Origin of the sequence: Pseudomonas sp. GD03842 (assembly GCF_029841165.1) — a bacterium.
Lineage (GTDB): Bacteria > Pseudomonadota > Gammaproteobacteria > Pseudomonadales > Pseudomonadaceae > Aquipseudomonas.
Genome location: NZ_JAOCEA010000024.1, coordinates 22,357 through 38,318 on the forward strand (window position 1 = coordinate 22,357; position 15,962 = coordinate 38,318).

Below are 15,962 nucleotides of genomic sequence, written 5' to 3' on the forward strand. Positions count from 1 at the left end.
GTGTAACGATTAATGGGTATCCGTCGCGTGGGTCGCCTGAACGATCAGATCCGCGACTTTCTCCGGCTGAGAAATAAGGACCGCATGGCTGGCCGGAATTTCCACGGTATGGGCCTTCATGCGTTGGGCCATGAACCGCTCCAGATCCGGGTTGATGGTACGGTCCTGAGTCGAGACCGCGTACCAGTTCGGCTTGTCGCGCCAGGCCGCCACGGTGGTCTTGGCGGTGGTCACGGCCTTGGCCACGGGTTGCTGCACTGCAAAATAGGTACGGGCTTCCTTCTCCGGCAGGTCACCGGCGAAATCGTGCACGAAGGCTTGCTCGGACAGCAGGCCGTAGCCATCAGCGGACCATTGCAGGCCGGCTGACGCCGGGGCGGCCGCAAACTTCTTGGTCAGGGCGGGGTAGTCTTCACCCGCGTCCGGCGCCCGAGCGGCGATGTACACCAGGCCTTTGACCTTGGGATCGTCACCGGCCTGGGTAATCACCATGCCTGCGTACGAATGCCCCACCAGAATCGTCGGTCCGTCCTGCTGCGCCAGCGTGCGCTTCACAGCGTCGACATCGGCCTCCAGCGACGTGGTCGGGTTCTGCACGGCGGTGACGTGCAGGCCCTTGGCTTGCAGCAGCGGAATCACCTTGCCCCAACTGGAGCCGTCGGCGTACAGACCGTGAACCAGGACGACGTTTTTGATCTCACCCACGGTGGACGGCGCAGCCTGCGCCGGGGTGATGGAAACGGCAAGCAGCGACAAGGCGGAAAAGGCAATGGCAAGGGGGATACGCATTTTCATGATGACCTCTCCAACAGGTTTAGGAGTGGCCAATCTAAAAAAACGGCGCCGTCACGGGGGTGACACAGGCATTACAAAAATCTGACAAACACGACGAGCCGCGTCAGGCCCTCGTGTTACAGCGCCAGCTTCAAATGCCCACCGGCGGCTTTTAGCCGGGCGTTGGTCCGGTGTTGCAAGCCGAGGAAGAAATGATCCAGCCCGTCATGCAGGCGCTGCGTCAACAGCTCGTCCAGCTCGCCCCCCAGCGGGCTGTCGTCGACGTAAGTGATCTGGCTGTCGATGGCGAACACCCCGTGCAGCACCTCCTGACACTTGAGCGCGGACAACACCGGCTTCAACGCATAGTCGACCGCCAGCATGTGCGCGATGCTGCCCCCGGTGGCCAGTGGCAGCACCACCTTGCCGTGCAGCGAGCGTTCGGGCAGCAGATCCAGCAACGTCTTCAACGCACCGGAAAACGAGGCTTTGTAGACGGGCGTGCCGATGAGCAAGCCGTCGGCCTTGGCCACTGCCTCGATGAAGGCGATGACTTCGGGACTGTCGAAACGGGCGTACAGCAAATCCTCCGCGTTGAAGTCTTGAACGCGCGCGGCGCTGACGCCGACGCCATGATCGACCAGCCATTGCGCGGCGTGTTTGAGCACGACCCCGGAGCGTGAGCGGGTCGAAGGGCTGCCTGAAATTGAAACCACCAGCATGTTCTGATTCCTTGGGGTCAGTCACCCGAGGTGCAAAAGGCACCCTGCAGGTCGCGTGTCACGCGAAAATGATGGGCGTATGAACCCTCCGAGTGTCCAAGCAGCATGCGTGCCAGCGCCGGTGATGCGTGTGTCCGCCCTCGACTTCAGGGGTGATCGGGTCTCGAATTGGGCCCAGAGCGTGTCCGAATCACCTCTCTGGCGGGGCAAAGTGCTGATTCACTGTTTGTCAGGCAACAGTTGCGGCCGGCGCACGAGGTCGGGTGGCGGGCCTTCCGTGTTCTGAATCAATGCCCTTCTCGCTGCCCCTCCGACACTTCCGGTGGCACGTCGGGGTCCCCGGCCATGCGCTTGCGAAACAGCCCGGTCCTGGCCAGCAGCAGGGTGGTCACCGGCACCGTGATTGCCAACAGGATCGGGATCAACCACGCATGCAGGATCGGTCCTTCCTTCAATGCCGAAAAATAGACGATCGAGGCCAGTGCCACGCACCAGGCGCCGAGGGTCGAAGCCAATGCCGGAGGGTGCATGCGTTGGAAAAAGTCCTTCATGCGCAACAATCCCAGTGCCCCGATCAAGGCGAACAGGCTGCTGGTCAACAGCAGGATGGCGGTCAGTACCTGCGCCCACATCGGCAAATCGGACAGAGCCGTCATTCGATCACCTCGCCGCGCAGCAGGAATTTCGCCAAGGCGAAGGAACCGACGAAGCCGAACAGTGCAATCAACAGCGCGGCTTCGAAGTAGGTGTCACTGGCGTAGCGAATCCCCAGAACCAGCATCATCAGCATGGCCAGGATGTACAGGTAATCCAGTGCCAGTACTCGATCCTGTGCGGACGGGCCGCGGAACAGACGGATCAGCGTCAGCACCATCGCCAGGGTAAACAGCGACAGGCTGAGCAGAATCGCAACGTTGAGCAACGGGCTCATTGGAAAATCTCCATCAACGGGCGTTCGTACGTGGTCTTGAAGTGCGCGATGAAACGCGCTTCGTCTTCCAGATCGAACACATGCATCAACAGCACGCTGCGATCCAGGGCCAGTTCGGACCAGACGGTGCCTGGCACCACGGTGCAAATCATCGACAACGCCGCCAGCCCGTGGGCGTCATGTAGCTCCAGCGGGATTTTGACGAACGCAGAGCGCGGCGGCCGCTGCCGCGAACACAGCACGCCCCAGGCCACTTGCAGGTTCGACACCAGCACATCCCGCCCGACCAGAAAGAACAGTTTGATCGCCAGACCCGGTCGGCGGATGCGAGCAGGCTGCGGGCGCAACGGAGCGAACAGCACGGGCGCAAGAAAGCCCAGTATGGCCCCAAAGAGCAGATTACCTGCGCTCAAGGAAAGATTGAGCAGCAACCACAGCGCCCATAAGCACAACGACAACAGCGGCGCAGGAAACAGACGGCTCATGGCTGCACCTCGGCTCGGTCGGGGGAGGGCACCGGTTGGGTGGACATCACCGACAGCACGTATTGCTGCGGGTCATGCAGTGCCTGAGCGGTGTCCTGGGTATACCGCAACAGGGCTTGCGCCTTGAAGGTCAGGACGACACAGGCCATCAGCAGCAGCGCAATGGGAATGCATTCGTTCAGCCGCAGCGCGGGCGAAGGGCGATCCTGGACCGTCCAGAATCGCTTGATGCCGACACGCACGAAGGCGAACAGCGATGCCAACCCCGAAACGATCAACAAGGTCACCAGCGCCCAGCTGTCGGTACGAATCGCCTCGTCTTTTGCGACGTCCAGTCCCAGCGGATTGAGCAGGGAACTGATCAGCGTCAGCTTGCCGAGAAATCCCGACAAGGGTGGCATGCCGATGATCAAGAGGGCGCAGCAAATGAAACTCAGGCCCAGGAAGGCCATGGTCCAGGGAATCACCTGACCTACCACGGCTTTCTGTTCGTCGTCCAAATTGGTGCCTGGGACCGGATGCAGCGATTCCAGCGCCTTGGGCAACTGATCGGCGTCATCTTCCAGCGGTATTTCGTTGGCCGAACGCGAGCGTTCCACCAGTTCGGCCAGTAGGAACAATGCCGCCAGCGCCAACGTCGAGCTGACCAGGTAAAACAGCGCACCGGCGGTGAGGCTGGGCTGCGCAAAACCGATCGCCGACAGCAGGATGCCGGCCGAGACCAGAATGCTCAGGCTGGCCATGCGCTCCAGCCGCTGCGCGGCGATGATGGAAATGGCAGCCACGAGCAGGGTCGCCATCCCGCCCCAAATCAGCCAGTCGCCTCCGAAAAATGCAGAAGGCCCGGCCTGGCCTGAAAACAGCAATGTCCATAGTCGCAGCAAGGTGTAGGCGCCGACTTTGGTCATCAATGCGAACAGGGCGGCCACCGGAGCGCTGGCCGCCGAGTAGGCCGGCACCAGCCAGAAATTCAGGGGCCACATCCCGGCCTTGGCCAGAAAGGCGACGGCAAGAATGGCGGCGCCCGCGTGCAGAAGACCCAGATCCGCCTCCGGGACCTGGGGAATCTTGATCGCCAGATCCGCCAGGTTCAGGGTGCCGGTTACCCCATAGATCAACGCTGCACCGATCAGGAACAGCGACGAGGCCAGCAGGTTGAGGGTGATGTAATGGAGACCCGCCGACACCCGGGCGCGGCCCGAGCCATGCAGCATCAGGCCGTAGGACGCAGCGAGCAGGACCTCGAAGAACACGAACAGGTTGAACAGATCAGCCGTCAGGAACGCGCCATAAAGCCCCATCAATTGAATCTGAAACAGCGCGTGAAAGCTGGCGCCGGCGCGGTCCCAGCGGGCCAGTGCGAAGAGCAACGCGCAGAACGCCACGATGCCGGTCAACACCAGCATCAAGGCCGAGAGGTGGTCGACCACCAGCACGATGCCGAACGGCGATTCCCAGTTACCAGGCAGGTACACGCCAATCGCCCCGGTGGTGCCTGTCCGCTGGACCCACATCATCAGGCTGATGGCAATCAACAGCCCCAGGGCTGTGGACAACAGGTTGATCCGCGCCTTCAGCGGTCGGTGTTTCTCGCCCAGCCACAGCATCAGCGCGGCGGTGAGAACCGGCAGGAGAATCGGTGCGACGATCAGCGAGTTCATCAGACTCATTCACTGCCCTCCCGGCCGTCGACATGGTCGTTGCCGGTCAAGCCGCGAGACGCCAGCAGCACCACCAGAAACAGCGCGGTCATGGCGAAGCTGATGACGATGGCCGTGAGCACCAGCGCTTGCGGCAGCGGGTCAGTGTAGTTCAGCAGGTCCTGGGGGACGCCGTCCTTGATGATCGGTTCCTTGCCGATAAACAGGCTGCCCATGCTGAAGATGAACAGGTTGACGCCGTAGGACAGCAGGCACAGGCCCATGACCACCTGAAAGGTCCGGGGGCGCAAAATCAGCCACACGCCCGAAGCGGCGAGCACGCCGATGGCAATGGCGATGACTTCTTCCATCATTTGGCTCCTTGTGTGGCAGGGACGGGGACGGCATTGATGGGCTGTGGCAACGAGGTCGGACGGTGACTGCGCACTGACTGGTGAGCCAGTGCGGTCAGGATCAGCAGCGTCGACCCGACGACCACCGCGTACACGCCGATGTCGAAGAACAGCGCACTGGCGATGTGCAGGTCACCCAGGATCGGCAGGTGCACATGGGCGGTGTGAGTGGTCATGAAGGGGTAGCCGAGCGCCAGTGACCCCAGCCCGGTCGCCAGCGCGAAGAACAGGCCGGTTCCCATCCAGCGCAGTGGGCGCAGGCTCATGTGGGCCTCGACCCACTGCGTGCCGGCGACCATGTACTGAAGAATGAACGCCACCGACATCACCAGGCCGGCGACGAACCCCCCGCCGGGCTGGTTATGGCCCCGCATGAACAGGTACATCGACACCACGAAGGCAACCGGGAGCAGCAGGCGTACCAGGACGGCCGGGACCATCATGAAGCCCAGCGCGGTGTCCTTGGCGTGGCGCGGGTTGACCAGGTCGGTGACCACATCCCGCGCCAGCAGCCGCTGTTGCGTGGGCAGCGGGATACTTTCTCTGGGTGGGCGAAACCGACGCAGCAAGGCGAAGACGGTCAGCGCAACGACGGCCAGCACGGTGATTTCGCCAAAGGTGTCGAAACCCCGGAAATCCACCAGCATGACGTTCACCGCGTTGGTACCACCGCCCTGCGACAAGGCCCGACTGAGGTAAAACTCCGAAATCGCATTCGGCGTGGGGCGGGTCAGCATGGCGTAGGACAGCAATGCCATGCCACCGCCCACCGCGACGGCAAGCACGAAGTCGCGGACCCGGCGGGCCCGCGCACGGTTGCGCGAACGCGTCGGCGGGGCGACGTTCTCGTTGCGTCGCGGCAGCCAGCGCAACCCCAGCAGGATCAAGACAGTAGTCACCACCTCTACCGCCAGTTGGGTCAGCGCCAGGTCCGGCGCGGAAAACCAGACGAATGTGACGCAGGTCATCAAGCCGCAGACGCTGACCATCGTCACGGCTGCCAGGCGGTGATACTTGGCTTGCCACGCTGCACCGATGGCGCAGGCGATGGCGATCAACCAGAGCATCACGAACACACCCGAGCCCGGGATTTTCGGACGATCGCCCCAGGTCAGGCCGCTGTCGTACATCGGCACGAAACCGGCCACCAGCGCCACCAGTACCATCAGGAACAACTGCGCCTGCAACCGCCGGGTCGTCAGCCGGTTTTCCAGGCTGCGTGCCACCCGTAGCTTGACCGTCAGTACCCGCTCGAACAGACGCTTGCCGTTCAGGCGCCAGATCAGCGGCGGCCCGATGAAGCGGTCGCGTTTGAAGTGAGGCCGCAGGAACAGATAAAGAACGATACCCGCAGCCATCGCGATCAGGCTCATGATCATCGGTGCATTCCAGCCGTGCCAGATGGCCAGGCTGTATTCAGGCAGTTGTCCGCCCACTACCGGCTGCGCGGCGGCCGCCAGCAGCGGCCCGACGGACAGCGCGGGAAAGATTCCCACGATCAGGCACGCCAGCACCAGCAACTCCACGGGCACCCGCATCCAGCGCGGCGGCTCATGGGGTGTATGGGGCAGATCATCAGCTTTGGGGCCGAAGAACACGTCGACGGTAAAGCGCAGCGAATACGCCACGCTGAACGTTCCGGCAAGGGTGGCGATCACGGGCAACGCCACTTCAACCCACGCGGTCGAGGAAATGAAGACGGTTTCGGCGAAGAACATTTCCTTGGACAGGAAGCCATTGAGCAGCGGCACCCCGGCCATGGCGGCACTGGCCACCATGGCCAGGGTCGCGGTGTAGGGCATGAGCTTGATCAGGCCGCTGAGCCTGCGGATGTCCCGCGTGCCGCTTTCGTGGTCGATGATGCCGGCGGCCATGAACAGCGACGCCTTGAACGTGGCGTGGTTGAGAATGTGGAACACTGCCGCGACAGCGGCGAGCGGGCTGTTCAGACCCAGTAACAGGGTAATGAGCCCCAAGTGGCTGATGGTGGAGTAGGCGAGCAGGCCCTTGAGGTCGGTCTGGAAAATCGCCGAATACGCCCCGATGACCAGGGTCAAGGCGCCCGCGCCGCTGACGATCCAGAACCATTGGTCACTGCCTGACAAGGCAGGCCACAGACGCGCCAGCAGAAAGACGCCGGCCTTGACCATCGTCGCCGAGTGCAGATAAGCCGAGACCGGCGTGGGGGCTGCCATGGCATGGGGCAACCAGAAGTGGAAGGGAAATTGCGCGCTTTTGCTCAGCGCTCCGATGAGGATCAGCGTCAACAGCACCGGGTACAGCGCATGGGCACGAATGGCGTCGCCCGACGCCAGCACGCGATCCAGGTCATAACTGCCGACCACGTGGCCCAGCAGCATCACCCCCACCAGCAGCGCGAGCCCCCCCGCACCGGTCACCATCAACGCCATGTAAGCACCACGGCGCGCATCGGCGCGATGGTGCCAATAACCGATCAACAGGAAAGAGAAGACACTGGTCAATTCCCAGAAAAACACGATCTGAATGAGGTGGCCGGACATCACCAGGCCCAGCATTGCCCCCATGAACGCCAGGAAAAATGAAAAAAACCGCGGGACGGGGTCGTCGGGCGACATGTAATAGCGAGCGTAAAGCGACACCAGGGTGCCGATCCCCAGCACCAGCATCGAAAACAACCAGGCAAAACCGTCCAGGCGTAACACGACGTTCAGGCCTAGACTGGGCAGCCAGAAAAACTCCTCGCGAATCACGCCGCCATGGGCGATCTGCGGGTACCAGAGCGCCATCTGAACCGCGCCGACCAGGGCGATGACGCCCGCGAGCAGGGATTCACTGTTGCGGGCGTTGTGCGGCAAAATCGCCGCCAGACAACTGCCGATGAAGGGCAGAAGCAGCAGAACTATCAAGGACATAGGCTTCTAATCTGCGCAAAAATGTCTAGGATCATACGGGCCGGGTCATCCATCACCAACCACCAAGATGTCGCAGAATCCTACAAAGTCAGTAGGCAGCAGCGTAGTTGACTCATTCCAACCGTCATCGGTTGCAGCGGAAAACAGTCTAATGAGCGCCCGTGCCTTGCACGTTTTGGCTGACGAAGGTCGGCTGTTATGAAGGAAGCGGCGCCGCGGCGCACAGCAAGGAACGCCGAAGCCCAGTAGACGCTCGGCTATGCACGCCTGTTGCTCTGGAGTGGGCGCTTGAGCTCGGCACAGGCACAAGCACCCCAAGAGGATTTACGCGCAGGCCGGAGTGGAAGGGCTCCGGCCTTGGCGGGCCTGAAACGCTGAACCGATCGGCCTGACTACACGCCTGTGAGCATCGAATCCGCCGGGGCGACCGAGCGCGCATGACCGGTCACGCCGAAGTAAATGAAGCCCACCACCATGAACGCCAGGAAGATCACCCCGATCAGCGCGTTGAACCAGGCCATGGCAATCAGGCAGACCACCGCCAGCACCAACGCGATGCCCGGACCACGGGATAGCCCGGTGCGCGGAAGCTGCGTTCGAGCATCGGTTCAGTGGCCCGCAGCTTGAACAGGCTCAACATGCTCATGATGTACATGACAATGGCGCCGAACACGGCCATGGTGATCATCGCCGCGGTCAGCGTCATCCCGCTGAGGTTGATCAGCCCGTCGCTGTAGATCGCGGCGATGCCGATCACACCGCCGGCGATGATCGCTCGGTGAGGCGTCTGGAACCGCGACAGCTTGGCCAGCGACGCCGGGAGGTAGCCGGCGCGGGCCAGGGCGAAAAATTGCCGCGAGTAGCCCAGGATGATGCCGTGGAAACTGGCCACCAGCCCGAACAGACCGATCCAGACCAGCATGTGCAGCCAGCCTGAGCGCTCGCCGACCACCGTCTTCATGGCTTGTGGCAGAGGGTCGTTGATGTTCGACAGCGCTTTCCAGTCGCCCACGCCTCCGGCGAAGAACATCACCCCCATGGCCAGCAGCACCAGCGTAATGATGCCGCTGATGTACGCTTTCGGAATGGTGCGCTTGGGGTCTCTGGCTTCTTCCGCCGCCATGGCGGCACCTTCGATCGCCAGGAAAAACCAGATGGCGAACGGGATGGCCGCGAACATTCCGGCAATGGCCGGAGCGCCGAAGCTGTCCGCCCCGGCCCAGCCGTTGAGGGCAAAGTTGCTGAAGCTGAAGGCTGGCGCAACCACGCCCATGAATACCAGCAATTCCAGCACCGCCAGCACACACACCACCAATTCAAAGGTGGCAGCCAGTTTGACCCCCAGAATATTCAGGGTCATGAACACGATGTAGGCACCGACGGCGGCGTGTTTGGGGTCCAGGGCCGGGAATTGCACGTTCAGGTAAGCGCCGATGGCCAAAGCGATGGCCGGCGGCGCGAAAACGAACTCGATCAGGGTGGCGAGGCCGGCGATCAATCCGCCTTTTTCACCGAAGGCCCGGCGGCTGTAGGCAAAAGGGCCACCCGCGTGGGGAATGGCCGTTGTCAGCTCGGTGAAACTGAAAATGAAACAGGTGTACATCGCCGCCACCATCAGTGACGTCAGCAGGAAACCCAGCGTTCCGGCCACCCCCCAGCCGTAGCTCCAGCCGAAGTATTCGCCGGAAATCACCAGACCCACAGCGATCCCCCATAAATGCAGCGTGCCCAGTGTGGGCTTCAGTTGCGTATTCATGCGTCACTCCCTGGATTGATTGGCTCATCGGGAAGCAACGCTGTGCAGTGGTCATGCCAGCAGGGACTGGATGTGTCGTAATGTTTCGAAAAGGGTCGTATGCAGAACGTTTGTTACACAATCTGGCGTTGATCATGCACGGAACTTGGGCATCGTTTGCCCGCTCGCGGCGCGGCGTTGTGGCGAGCGGCAGGGGCAAGAGCATACTCAGGCGTGGCAGCGCGGCCTCTTCGACGTCATCGGAACCGGCCTCGATAGGACACTTTACGATCACCGGGTCCCGCGCAACGGCAGCTTCCGCTACAATGCGCGCCGATTTCGACTTGCCAGAGAACCGCCCATGTCCGCTTGCCAGACCCCCATCATCGTTGCCCTGGATTTTCCGACCCGCGAAGCGGCGCTGAAACTGGCCGATCAGCTCGATCCGAAGCTGTGCCGTGTCAAGGTGGGCAAGGAACTGTTCACCAGCAGTGCGTCGGGAATCGTCGAAACCCTCAACGACAAGGGCTTCGAGGTCTTTCTGGATCTGAAATTCCATGACATCCCCAACACCACGGCGATGGCGGTCAAGGCGGCTGCCGAGATGGGCGTGTGGATGGTCAACGTGCACTGCTCCGGCGGTCTGCGCATGATGGAAGCCTGCCGCAACGTACTGGCACAACGCAGCGGTGTGCAGCCGCTCTTGATCGGCGTCACGGTGCTGACGAGCATGGAGCGTGAGGACCTGGCGGCCATCGGCCTGGACATCGAACCGCAGGAGCAGGTGCTGCGTCTGGCTGCCCTGGCGCAAAAGGCGGGCATGGACGGCCTGGTGTGTTCGGCGCTGGAAGCCGAGGCGTTGAAAGCGGCGCATCCGTCGCTGCAACTGGTGACGCCGGGCATCCGCCCTGCGGGCAGTGCGCAGGACGATCAGCGCCGGATCCTGACCCCCCGTCAGGCCTTGGATGCCGGTTCCGATTACCTGGTGATCGGTCGTCCGATCAGCCAGGCGGCAGATCCGGCCAAGGCGTTGGCAGCGGTCGTGGCGGAGCTGGCGTAAGCCGGTCGTGTGGCCCGCGGCAGCGAGGCCGCCGCTCTAACGAGGCGCCGGACGCTCACCGTGCTGCTTTTTTCGACGAACGCCCCGCGCGCTGCGTAGGGGCGTTCAAGGCTGTCAGGGTGATCGACAGCGCCCATGAGCCCGTGGCGGCCGATCAATACCCGATCCGCTTGAGGATCGACTCCATGCTCTCTTTCGAAGGCCGCCCGTAGAACTTCAGCAGTTCCGAGGCTCGGTTGGTGAAGAAACCGTCCACGCCGCGAGCGGTGATGGCTTTGAAGTCGACCGCATCGTCAACGGTGTAGGGATGAATGATCAGGCCGTGCTCATGGGCCATGGTGTTCATCCATGGCTGCACCAGGTCCATGTAGCTCTGATCGCCCCCATTCTTCAGCGCCGCTGCCGGGCCTGTGCCGATCGCGCCATGGGCCTTGGCCCAGTTCATCCAGGCGGCGAATTCCGCTTTTGATTTCACTTTCTGCGAGGCGTAGAAAGCCGCCTTGTCTTTCGCCCCTGAGTCCTTGAAGGTTGTGTCGGACTCGGCCTGAATGTAGCCATCACCCAACCACAGCAACAACACCTTGGGCGTGTTCGGCATGGCTTTGTGCAGCAAATCCAGGCTGTATTTCTCGAAGGTCTGGAGGACCACGCGGCCCGGCATATGCGCCACGTTGACGTACCCTTTCTCCGCTGCGGGGCGCTGGCTCAACCAGCCGCGTTGTTCCAGCTTGGCTTTGAGGTCCTCTTCGATTCCCGGAAATTGCGCAGGCACTTTGGTTTCGATGTACAGCCCTGGTTTGTTCTTGCCGCCTTCGGCGATGTCGATGACTTCGTCCAACGTCAGAATTTTCAGACCCGCGTAGCTCGCGCGGGCGCGATCCGGATGGGCCTTGTTGAACCAGGCCCCGGCATCGAGCCGCTTGAGCTCCTCTAGGGTGAAGGTGCTCACCGGATTCTTCGCACGGTCGGGATAAACCTCGGCAATATTGGTGGTGCGCTCCAGCGTGTCATCGTGCAGGGCGATCAGCACCCCATCCTTGGTGCGTTGGATGTCCATTTCCAGATAATCGGCACCCAGTTCCCGCGCCAATGTGTAGGCGGGGAGGGTTTCTTCAGGGGCGTTGAACGATGCGCCACGGTGGGCAATGACCGCAGGCCATGGGATACCGGCTTTGGCGGCCAGGGCCTTGCCGGGATCGCTGGCCGCCGAGGCTGCCCCTGACGTCAGCAGAACCGCAGCCATTGTGGTGGCCAAGGCCGTTGAGGAAAGCAGGGATCGGGACATTGCTCTAAGCATCGATGACGTTCCTTGATGGGCATGATTCATTCATGAAGCGGCGCGAACCGCCGTGCGTTTCAGCGTGCCATGCATCGCGGTGGATCCGGGCGCATCCGTCAGACCATAAACAGCTCGCTTAAGTGCGGGCAACCGACGTGTCGCGTCGGGAAAAAAAACGGTCGTTATGAAAGGCGTTCGCTTCGCGGTACGCCCGAGCGAGAGGCCGCGTCCAGCAAAAGTTTGTCATAGGCGTCTGCAAGTCGAGTGAAGGATTTCTTACGTTTCCCTGCACAACCACGCCGACTCGCGCTACTGTCTGTGCCATCGAAAATGGCTGGACGGTAGGGACATGACGAAAACGGTGTTGGTGTTAGTCGAAAGCGTAAACGAGTATTTGCCGATCCTCGAGCAGAGCGGTTTTCGCTTGATTCTTGCGCCGACGCCCGCGGCGCGGGCCGACGCGGTGGCGACACGGGGTGAGGAGATCGATGCGGTGCTGACCCGTGGGCCGCTGGGGTTTACGGCCGACGAGATGGCGGCGTTGCCCAAGTTGGGGATCATCTGTGTGATCGGTGCCGGCTATGAGCAGGTGGATCTGCCGGCGGCGCAGGCGCGGGGCATCACGGTGACCAATGGCGCCGGGGTGAACGCACCGAGCGTGGCCGACCATGCCATGGCGCTGCTGCTGTCGGTGGTTCGGGACATTCCCCAGGCCGACGCCTCCGTGCGTCGAAGCGAGTGGCGCAAAGCCACGCGGCCGTCGTTCGCCAACAAGCGCCTTGGCATCCTCGGGTTGGGCGCCGTGGGGTTGGCGATCGCCAGGCGTGCGCAGGGTTTCGACATGCAGGTGCTCTATCACAGCCGCTCACCGCGCAACGACGTGGATTTTTGTTATTGCGATTCGCCGCTGGCCCTGGCGACCGAGTCCGATTTCCTGGTGGTCGCAACGCCCGGAGGGAAAGGCACGCGGCACTTGATCGACAAGGCGGCCCTCGAGGCGCTCGGACCTGAAGGGTTTCTGATCAACATCGCCCGAGCCAGCGTGGTGGATACCGAGGCGCTGATCGATGCGTTGCAACAGGGGCGCCTGGCAGGTGCCGGCCTGGATGTGTTCGACGACGAGCCGCAGGTCCCGGACAGCCTCAAGACCTTGAGTCAGGTCGTGCTGACGCCACACGTCGCGGGTCTGTCACCGGAAGCCTCGCGCGACACGGTCCAGAGGGTCGCGGACAATCTGCTGGCGTTCTACGCAGGCAAGCCGGTGCTGACGCCGGTGCACGGTTGATGATTTTCCCCGGCCGCTTCAGCGGATTCGCCCTTGGGGCGTTCAGGTCGGCCATCGGTTGATCTGCTTCACAACAAAAAGGAGTGCTTCATGTCTTCATTGCCTGGCTTGAAAGTCGCGCTGGTCACCGGTGCCGGGAGTGGCATTGGCCGCGCTGTGGCGCTGCAACTGCTCAAAGATGGCTTCGCCGTGGTGTTGGCGGGGCGCAGGCTGGAGCCGCTGACGGCCTTGGTCGCGCAGGCAGAGGCGGCAGGGCAGCGGGCGTTGGCGGTGGTGACGGACGTACGGGATGCGGCCAGCGTCGACAGCCTTTTCGCGACCATCGAGCGCACCTTCGGGCGACTGGACGTCGCATTCAACAATGCCGGAATCGGCGCGCCGGCGGTGCCGATGGATGAGTTGTCGGTAGAACAGTGGAAGAACGTGATCGATACCAACGTCACCGGTCTGTTTCTGTGCGTGCGCGGTGCTTTCGGCTTGATGCGCCGTCAGGTGCCGCAAGGGGGGCGGATCATCAACAACGGTTCGATCTCTGCCCACACCCCGCGCTTGTTCAGCGCGCCGTATACCGCCAGCAAGCACGCCGTCCTGGGGTTGACCAAAAGCACCTCGCTGGACGGCCGCGCGTACAACATCGCTTGTGGCCAGATCGACATCGGCAATGCCTTGACCGATATGACTGACCGCATGACCCAAGGTGTGCTGCAGCCTGACGGCGAGTTGAAGGTGGAGCCGACGATGGACGTTCAGCACGTGGCCGATGCCGTGAGTTACATGGCCAGCCTGCCGCTGTCGGCGAATGTCCTGAACATGACGGTGATGGCCAACAGCATGCCGTTCGTGGGACGCGGTTGAGCAGGCCTTCGCCGTCGGTTGCCTCGCAGAGGGACGGACCAGACGCAGGCCCATTGCGCATGAGCCCGATAATGCGTTGCTCCGTCCAAAACCTCCGGGGATCTGTCCAACTCCGAATCTTGCCGAATCCGCACACTGGTCCTCTGTGAATCAACCTTCATGAGAGGACATGACCATGACTGAATTCGTTATCGCACCGGTTGCCACGCCCTCGCTGGCGGTGGCCGGGACGTCTGCCCGTTTCCCGATCCGCCGCGTGTTTTGCGTGGGGCGCAATTACTCTGAACACGCGCGGGAAATGGGCCATGACCCGGACCGCGAGCCCCCGTTCTTTTTCGCCAAGCCTGCCGATGCCGTGGTGCCAGCCGCGGGGACGATCCCCTATCCTCCGCTGACACAGGACCTGCACCACGAAATCGAATTGGTGGTCGCCATCGGCAAGGACGGGGTGAACATCGAGCCGGATGATGCCTTGAGCCACGTCTGGGGGTATGGCGTCGGGCTGGACCTGACCCGCCGCGATTTGCAGGCGCAAGCCAAGAAAGCGGGCCGTCCGTGGGAATGGGCCAAGGCGTTCGATGCGTCGGCGCCCACCACGCCCCTGCTGCCGGTGAGCAAGGTGGGTCATCCGGACCACGGAGCGATCTGGCTCGACGTCAATGGCCAGCCGCGGCAGCGCGGGGACCTCGCGGACCAGATCTGGGCCGTCAAAGATGTGATCGCTTACCTCTCGCAATCGGTCGGGGTCAAGGCGGGTGACCTGATCTACACCGGCACCCCGGCGGGCGTCGGCGCGCTGCAACGGGGGGACGTGGTCACCGCAGGCATCGAGGGCCTCGCGGAGCTGACCCTCACGGTGGCCTGATCACGGGCATACCGCTCACTGCCGGCAATCGTCGACGTCGTTGCACCGCGTCCCGCTTGCCGGTTACCGCCCATGCGCTGTAGCTTTGAGCCTTTTCAGGCTTCCACCGATGGCGACCGCCCCTCGCGTCCAGACCTATGGCATGCAGCAGCGCAGCGACCGCATGGATTTCTACATCCGTGACAAGGCCGCGCGCCCGGCCCTGACGTCGCCCCATCGCCATGAATACTTCCAGATCCAAGTCAACCTCGGTGGCGATACGGTGCAGCACATTGGCGGTGCGGTTCGGCCATTCCCCCGCAACACGCTCGCTTTCATCTTGCCGCATCGCCTGCATGTGATTCCCCATCCGGAAGACGGGAATTTCGTGCTGATCAACTTTTCTCAAGCGTTTCTTCTGCCAAACCTGCACTGCGACCCCATGGACCTGGAAGACGTGGCGCTGAGCGATGCGCCGGAGTTGGCGCCGTTTCGCTTTCAGGAGCATGTGGATTTCACCCTGGACGATGCCAGTTTTGCAGAGGTGGCGGCACTGCTCAGCCAGATGCGCGTGGCTGATCGGACCCGGCAATTGGGCTCGGCGTCGATGCTTCGAGGCTATCTACTGCAATTGATCGGCAAGGTCTGCAACCTGTTCGAGCCTCAGTTGCGGGCGCTTGCGGCGAGCAAAGCTGAACGTCAAGGGCGGCGGGACGCGATGGGGCGGGTCATGGGCTACATTCGCGAACACATTGCCGATCCAGGGATGACCCTGACTGACGCGGCGGCCGCGGCCTTTCTCTCGCCCAACTACCTCACCCACCTGTTGCGCAAGGAAACCGGCAGCAGTTTTTCCGAACTGGTGCTGGAACGTCGCATGCGCCTGGCGCGGACCCATCTGGTCAACGGCAGCAAACCGCTGAGCCACGTCGCCGAAATCTGCGGGTTTGCCGATGAAGCATACTTTTCCCGCCGCTTTCGCAAAGCGCATGGGATGCCGCCGGGGCAGTTCCGACGGGAGCAGCGGGAGGCCCTCTAGCGGCCG

General features: G+C 62.5%; 13 protein-coding genes and 2 pseudogenes. 5 read left to right on the forward strand and 10 right to left on the reverse strand.

The window, feature by feature from the left end:
* Window positions 1-9 precede the first annotated feature (9 nt).
* The 9 genes and pseudogenes from N5D61_RS24920 to eat form a co-directional block, all read right to left on the reverse strand.
* Window positions 10-705: an alpha/beta hydrolase gene (locus N5D61_RS24920; RefSeq protein WP_279894611.1), complete on the reverse strand. Its 696-nt coding sequence runs from the start codon at window positions 703-705 to the stop codon at window positions 10-12.
* Window positions 706-956: 251 nt separating this feature from the next.
* Window positions 957-1,496, reverse strand: a pseudogene (gene ssuE / locus N5D61_RS24925) (NADPH-dependent FMN reductase); the annotation flags it as partial.
* A 287-nt stretch (window positions 1,497-1,783) separates the two neighbouring features.
* On the reverse strand, window positions 1,784-2,152 hold the full coding sequence (locus tag N5D61_RS24930; protein WP_108237092.1) for a Na+/H+ antiporter subunit G: 369 nt from the start codon (window positions 2,150-2,152) through the stop codon (window positions 1,784-1,786).
* Window positions 2,149-2,427 (reverse strand): K+/H+ antiporter subunit F, encoded by a 279-nt coding sequence (locus N5D61_RS24935; RefSeq protein WP_108237091.1) that lies wholly within the window; start codon window positions 2,425-2,427, stop codon window positions 2,149-2,151. The genes N5D61_RS24930 and N5D61_RS24935 overlap by 4 nt, the downstream gene beginning before the upstream one ends.
* Complete coding sequence (locus N5D61_RS24940; protein WP_108237090.1) at window positions 2,424-2,912, reverse strand: Na+/H+ antiporter subunit E; 489 nt, start codon at window positions 2,910-2,912, stop codon at window positions 2,424-2,426. Before N5D61_RS24940 ends, N5D61_RS24935 begins: the two co-directional genes overlap by 4 nt.
* Complete coding sequence (locus N5D61_RS24945; RefSeq protein ID WP_279894579.1) at window positions 2,909-4,582, reverse strand: monovalent cation/H+ antiporter subunit D; 1,674 nt, start codon at window positions 4,580-4,582, stop codon at window positions 2,909-2,911. Before N5D61_RS24945 ends, N5D61_RS24940 begins: the two co-directional genes overlap by 4 nt.
* Window positions 4,579-4,923: a Na+/H+ antiporter subunit C gene (locus tag N5D61_RS24950; protein WP_108237088.1), complete on the reverse strand. Its 345-nt coding sequence runs from the start codon at window positions 4,921-4,923 to the stop codon at window positions 4,579-4,581. The genes N5D61_RS24945 and N5D61_RS24950 overlap by 4 nt, the downstream gene beginning before the upstream one ends.
* Window positions 4,923-7,859, reverse strand: a complete 2,937-nt coding sequence (locus N5D61_RS24955; RefSeq protein WP_279894580.1) for a monovalent cation/H+ antiporter subunit A — start codon at window positions 7,857-7,859, stop codon at window positions 4,923-4,925. The genes N5D61_RS24950 and N5D61_RS24955 overlap by 1 nt, the downstream gene beginning before the upstream one ends.
* Before the next feature lie 392 nt (window positions 7,860-8,251).
* A pseudogene (gene eat / locus N5D61_RS24960) lies at window positions 8,252-9,615 on the reverse strand (ethanolamine permease).
* A 340-nt stretch (window positions 9,616-9,955) separates the two neighbouring features.
* Here eat and pyrF point away from each other — a divergent pair.
* A complete protein-coding gene (gene pyrF, locus N5D61_RS24965; RefSeq protein WP_279894581.1) occupies window positions 9,956-10,654 on the forward strand; it encodes an orotidine-5'-phosphate decarboxylase in 699 nt (232 codons plus the stop codon).
* A 154-nt stretch (window positions 10,655-10,808) separates the two neighbouring features.
* Here pyrF and N5D61_RS24970 read toward each other — a convergent pair whose 3' ends face one another.
* Entirely contained in the window at window positions 10,809-11,939 is a 1,131-nt protein-coding gene (locus N5D61_RS24970) for a glycerophosphodiester phosphodiesterase (protein WP_279894582.1), read from the reverse strand.
* Window positions 11,940-12,282: 343 nt separating this feature from the next.
* On the opposite strand from N5D61_RS24970, the gene N5D61_RS24975 reads away from it, so the two are divergent.
* The 4 genes from N5D61_RS24975 to N5D61_RS24990 all read left to right on the forward strand — a co-directional run bounded on the left by N5D61_RS24975 (window position 12,283) and on the right by N5D61_RS24990 (window position 15,956).
* On the forward strand, window positions 12,283-13,218 hold the full coding sequence (locus tag N5D61_RS24975; RefSeq protein ID WP_279894583.1) for a 2-hydroxyacid dehydrogenase: 936 nt from the start codon (window positions 12,283-12,285) through the stop codon (window positions 13,216-13,218).
* 90 nt (window positions 13,219-13,308) lie between these two features.
* A complete protein-coding gene (locus N5D61_RS24980) occupies window positions 13,309-14,073 on the forward strand; it encodes an SDR family NAD(P)-dependent oxidoreductase (protein WP_279894584.1) in 765 nt (254 codons plus the stop codon).
* A 175-nt stretch (window positions 14,074-14,248) separates the two neighbouring features.
* The gene (locus N5D61_RS24985; protein WP_108237306.1) at window positions 14,249-14,938 is read left to right on the forward strand and encodes a fumarylacetoacetate hydrolase family protein; all 690 of its coding nucleotides are present in this window, start codon (window positions 14,249-14,251) and stop codon (window positions 14,936-14,938) included.
* Between the two features lie 109 nt (window positions 14,939-15,047).
* A complete protein-coding gene (locus N5D61_RS24990) occupies window positions 15,048-15,956 on the forward strand; it encodes an AraC family transcriptional regulator (protein WP_279894585.1) in 909 nt (302 codons plus the stop codon).
* The last annotated feature ends 6 nt before the right edge of the window (window positions 15,957-15,962 follow it).

What these genes read in the sequence shown, in the direction of transcription:
- N5D61_RS24930 (WP_108237092.1), bottom strand. Translation starts at nt 2,152, where the DNA reads ATGACGGCTCTGTCCGATTTGCCGATGTGGGCGCAGGTACTGACCGCC.
- N5D61_RS24935 (WP_108237091.1), bottom strand. Translation starts at nt 2,427, where the DNA reads ATGAGCCCGTTGCTCAACGTTGCGATTCTGCTCAGCCTGTCGCTGTTT.
- N5D61_RS24940 (WP_108237090.1), bottom strand. Translation starts at nt 2,912, where the DNA reads ATGAGCCGTCTGTTTCCTGCGCCGCTGTTGTCGTTGTGCTTATGGGCG.
- N5D61_RS24945 (WP_279894579.1), bottom strand. Translation starts at nt 4,582, where the DNA reads ATGAGTCTGATGAACTCGCTGATCGTCGCACCGATTCTCCTGCCGGTT.
- N5D61_RS24950 (WP_108237088.1), bottom strand. Translation starts at nt 4,923, where the DNA reads ATGGAAGAAGTCATCGCCATTGCCATCGGCGTGCTCGCCGCTTCGGGC.
- N5D61_RS24955 (WP_279894580.1), bottom strand. Translation starts at nt 7,859, where the DNA reads ATGTCCTTGATAGTTCTGCTGCTTCTGCCCTTCATCGGCAGTTGTCTG.
- pyrF (WP_279894581.1), top strand. Translation starts at nt 9,956, where the DNA reads ATGTCCGCTTGCCAGACCCCCATCATCGTTGCCCTGGATTTTCCGACC.
- N5D61_RS24970 (WP_279894582.1), bottom strand. Translation starts at nt 11,939, where the DNA reads ATGTCCCGATCCCTGCTTTCCTCAACGGCCTTGGCCACCACAATGGCT.
- N5D61_RS24975 (WP_279894583.1), top strand. Translation starts at nt 12,283, where the DNA reads ATGACGAAAACGGTGTTGGTGTTAGTCGAAAGCGTAAACGAGTATTTG.
- N5D61_RS24980 (WP_279894584.1), top strand. Translation starts at nt 13,309, where the DNA reads ATGTCTTCATTGCCTGGCTTGAAAGTCGCGCTGGTCACCGGTGCCGGG.
- N5D61_RS24985 (WP_108237306.1), top strand. Translation starts at nt 14,249, where the DNA reads ATGACTGAATTCGTTATCGCACCGGTTGCCACGCCCTCGCTGGCGGTG.
- N5D61_RS24990 (WP_279894585.1), top strand. Translation starts at nt 15,048, where the DNA reads ATGGCGACCGCCCCTCGCGTCCAGACCTATGGCATGCAGCAGCGCAGC.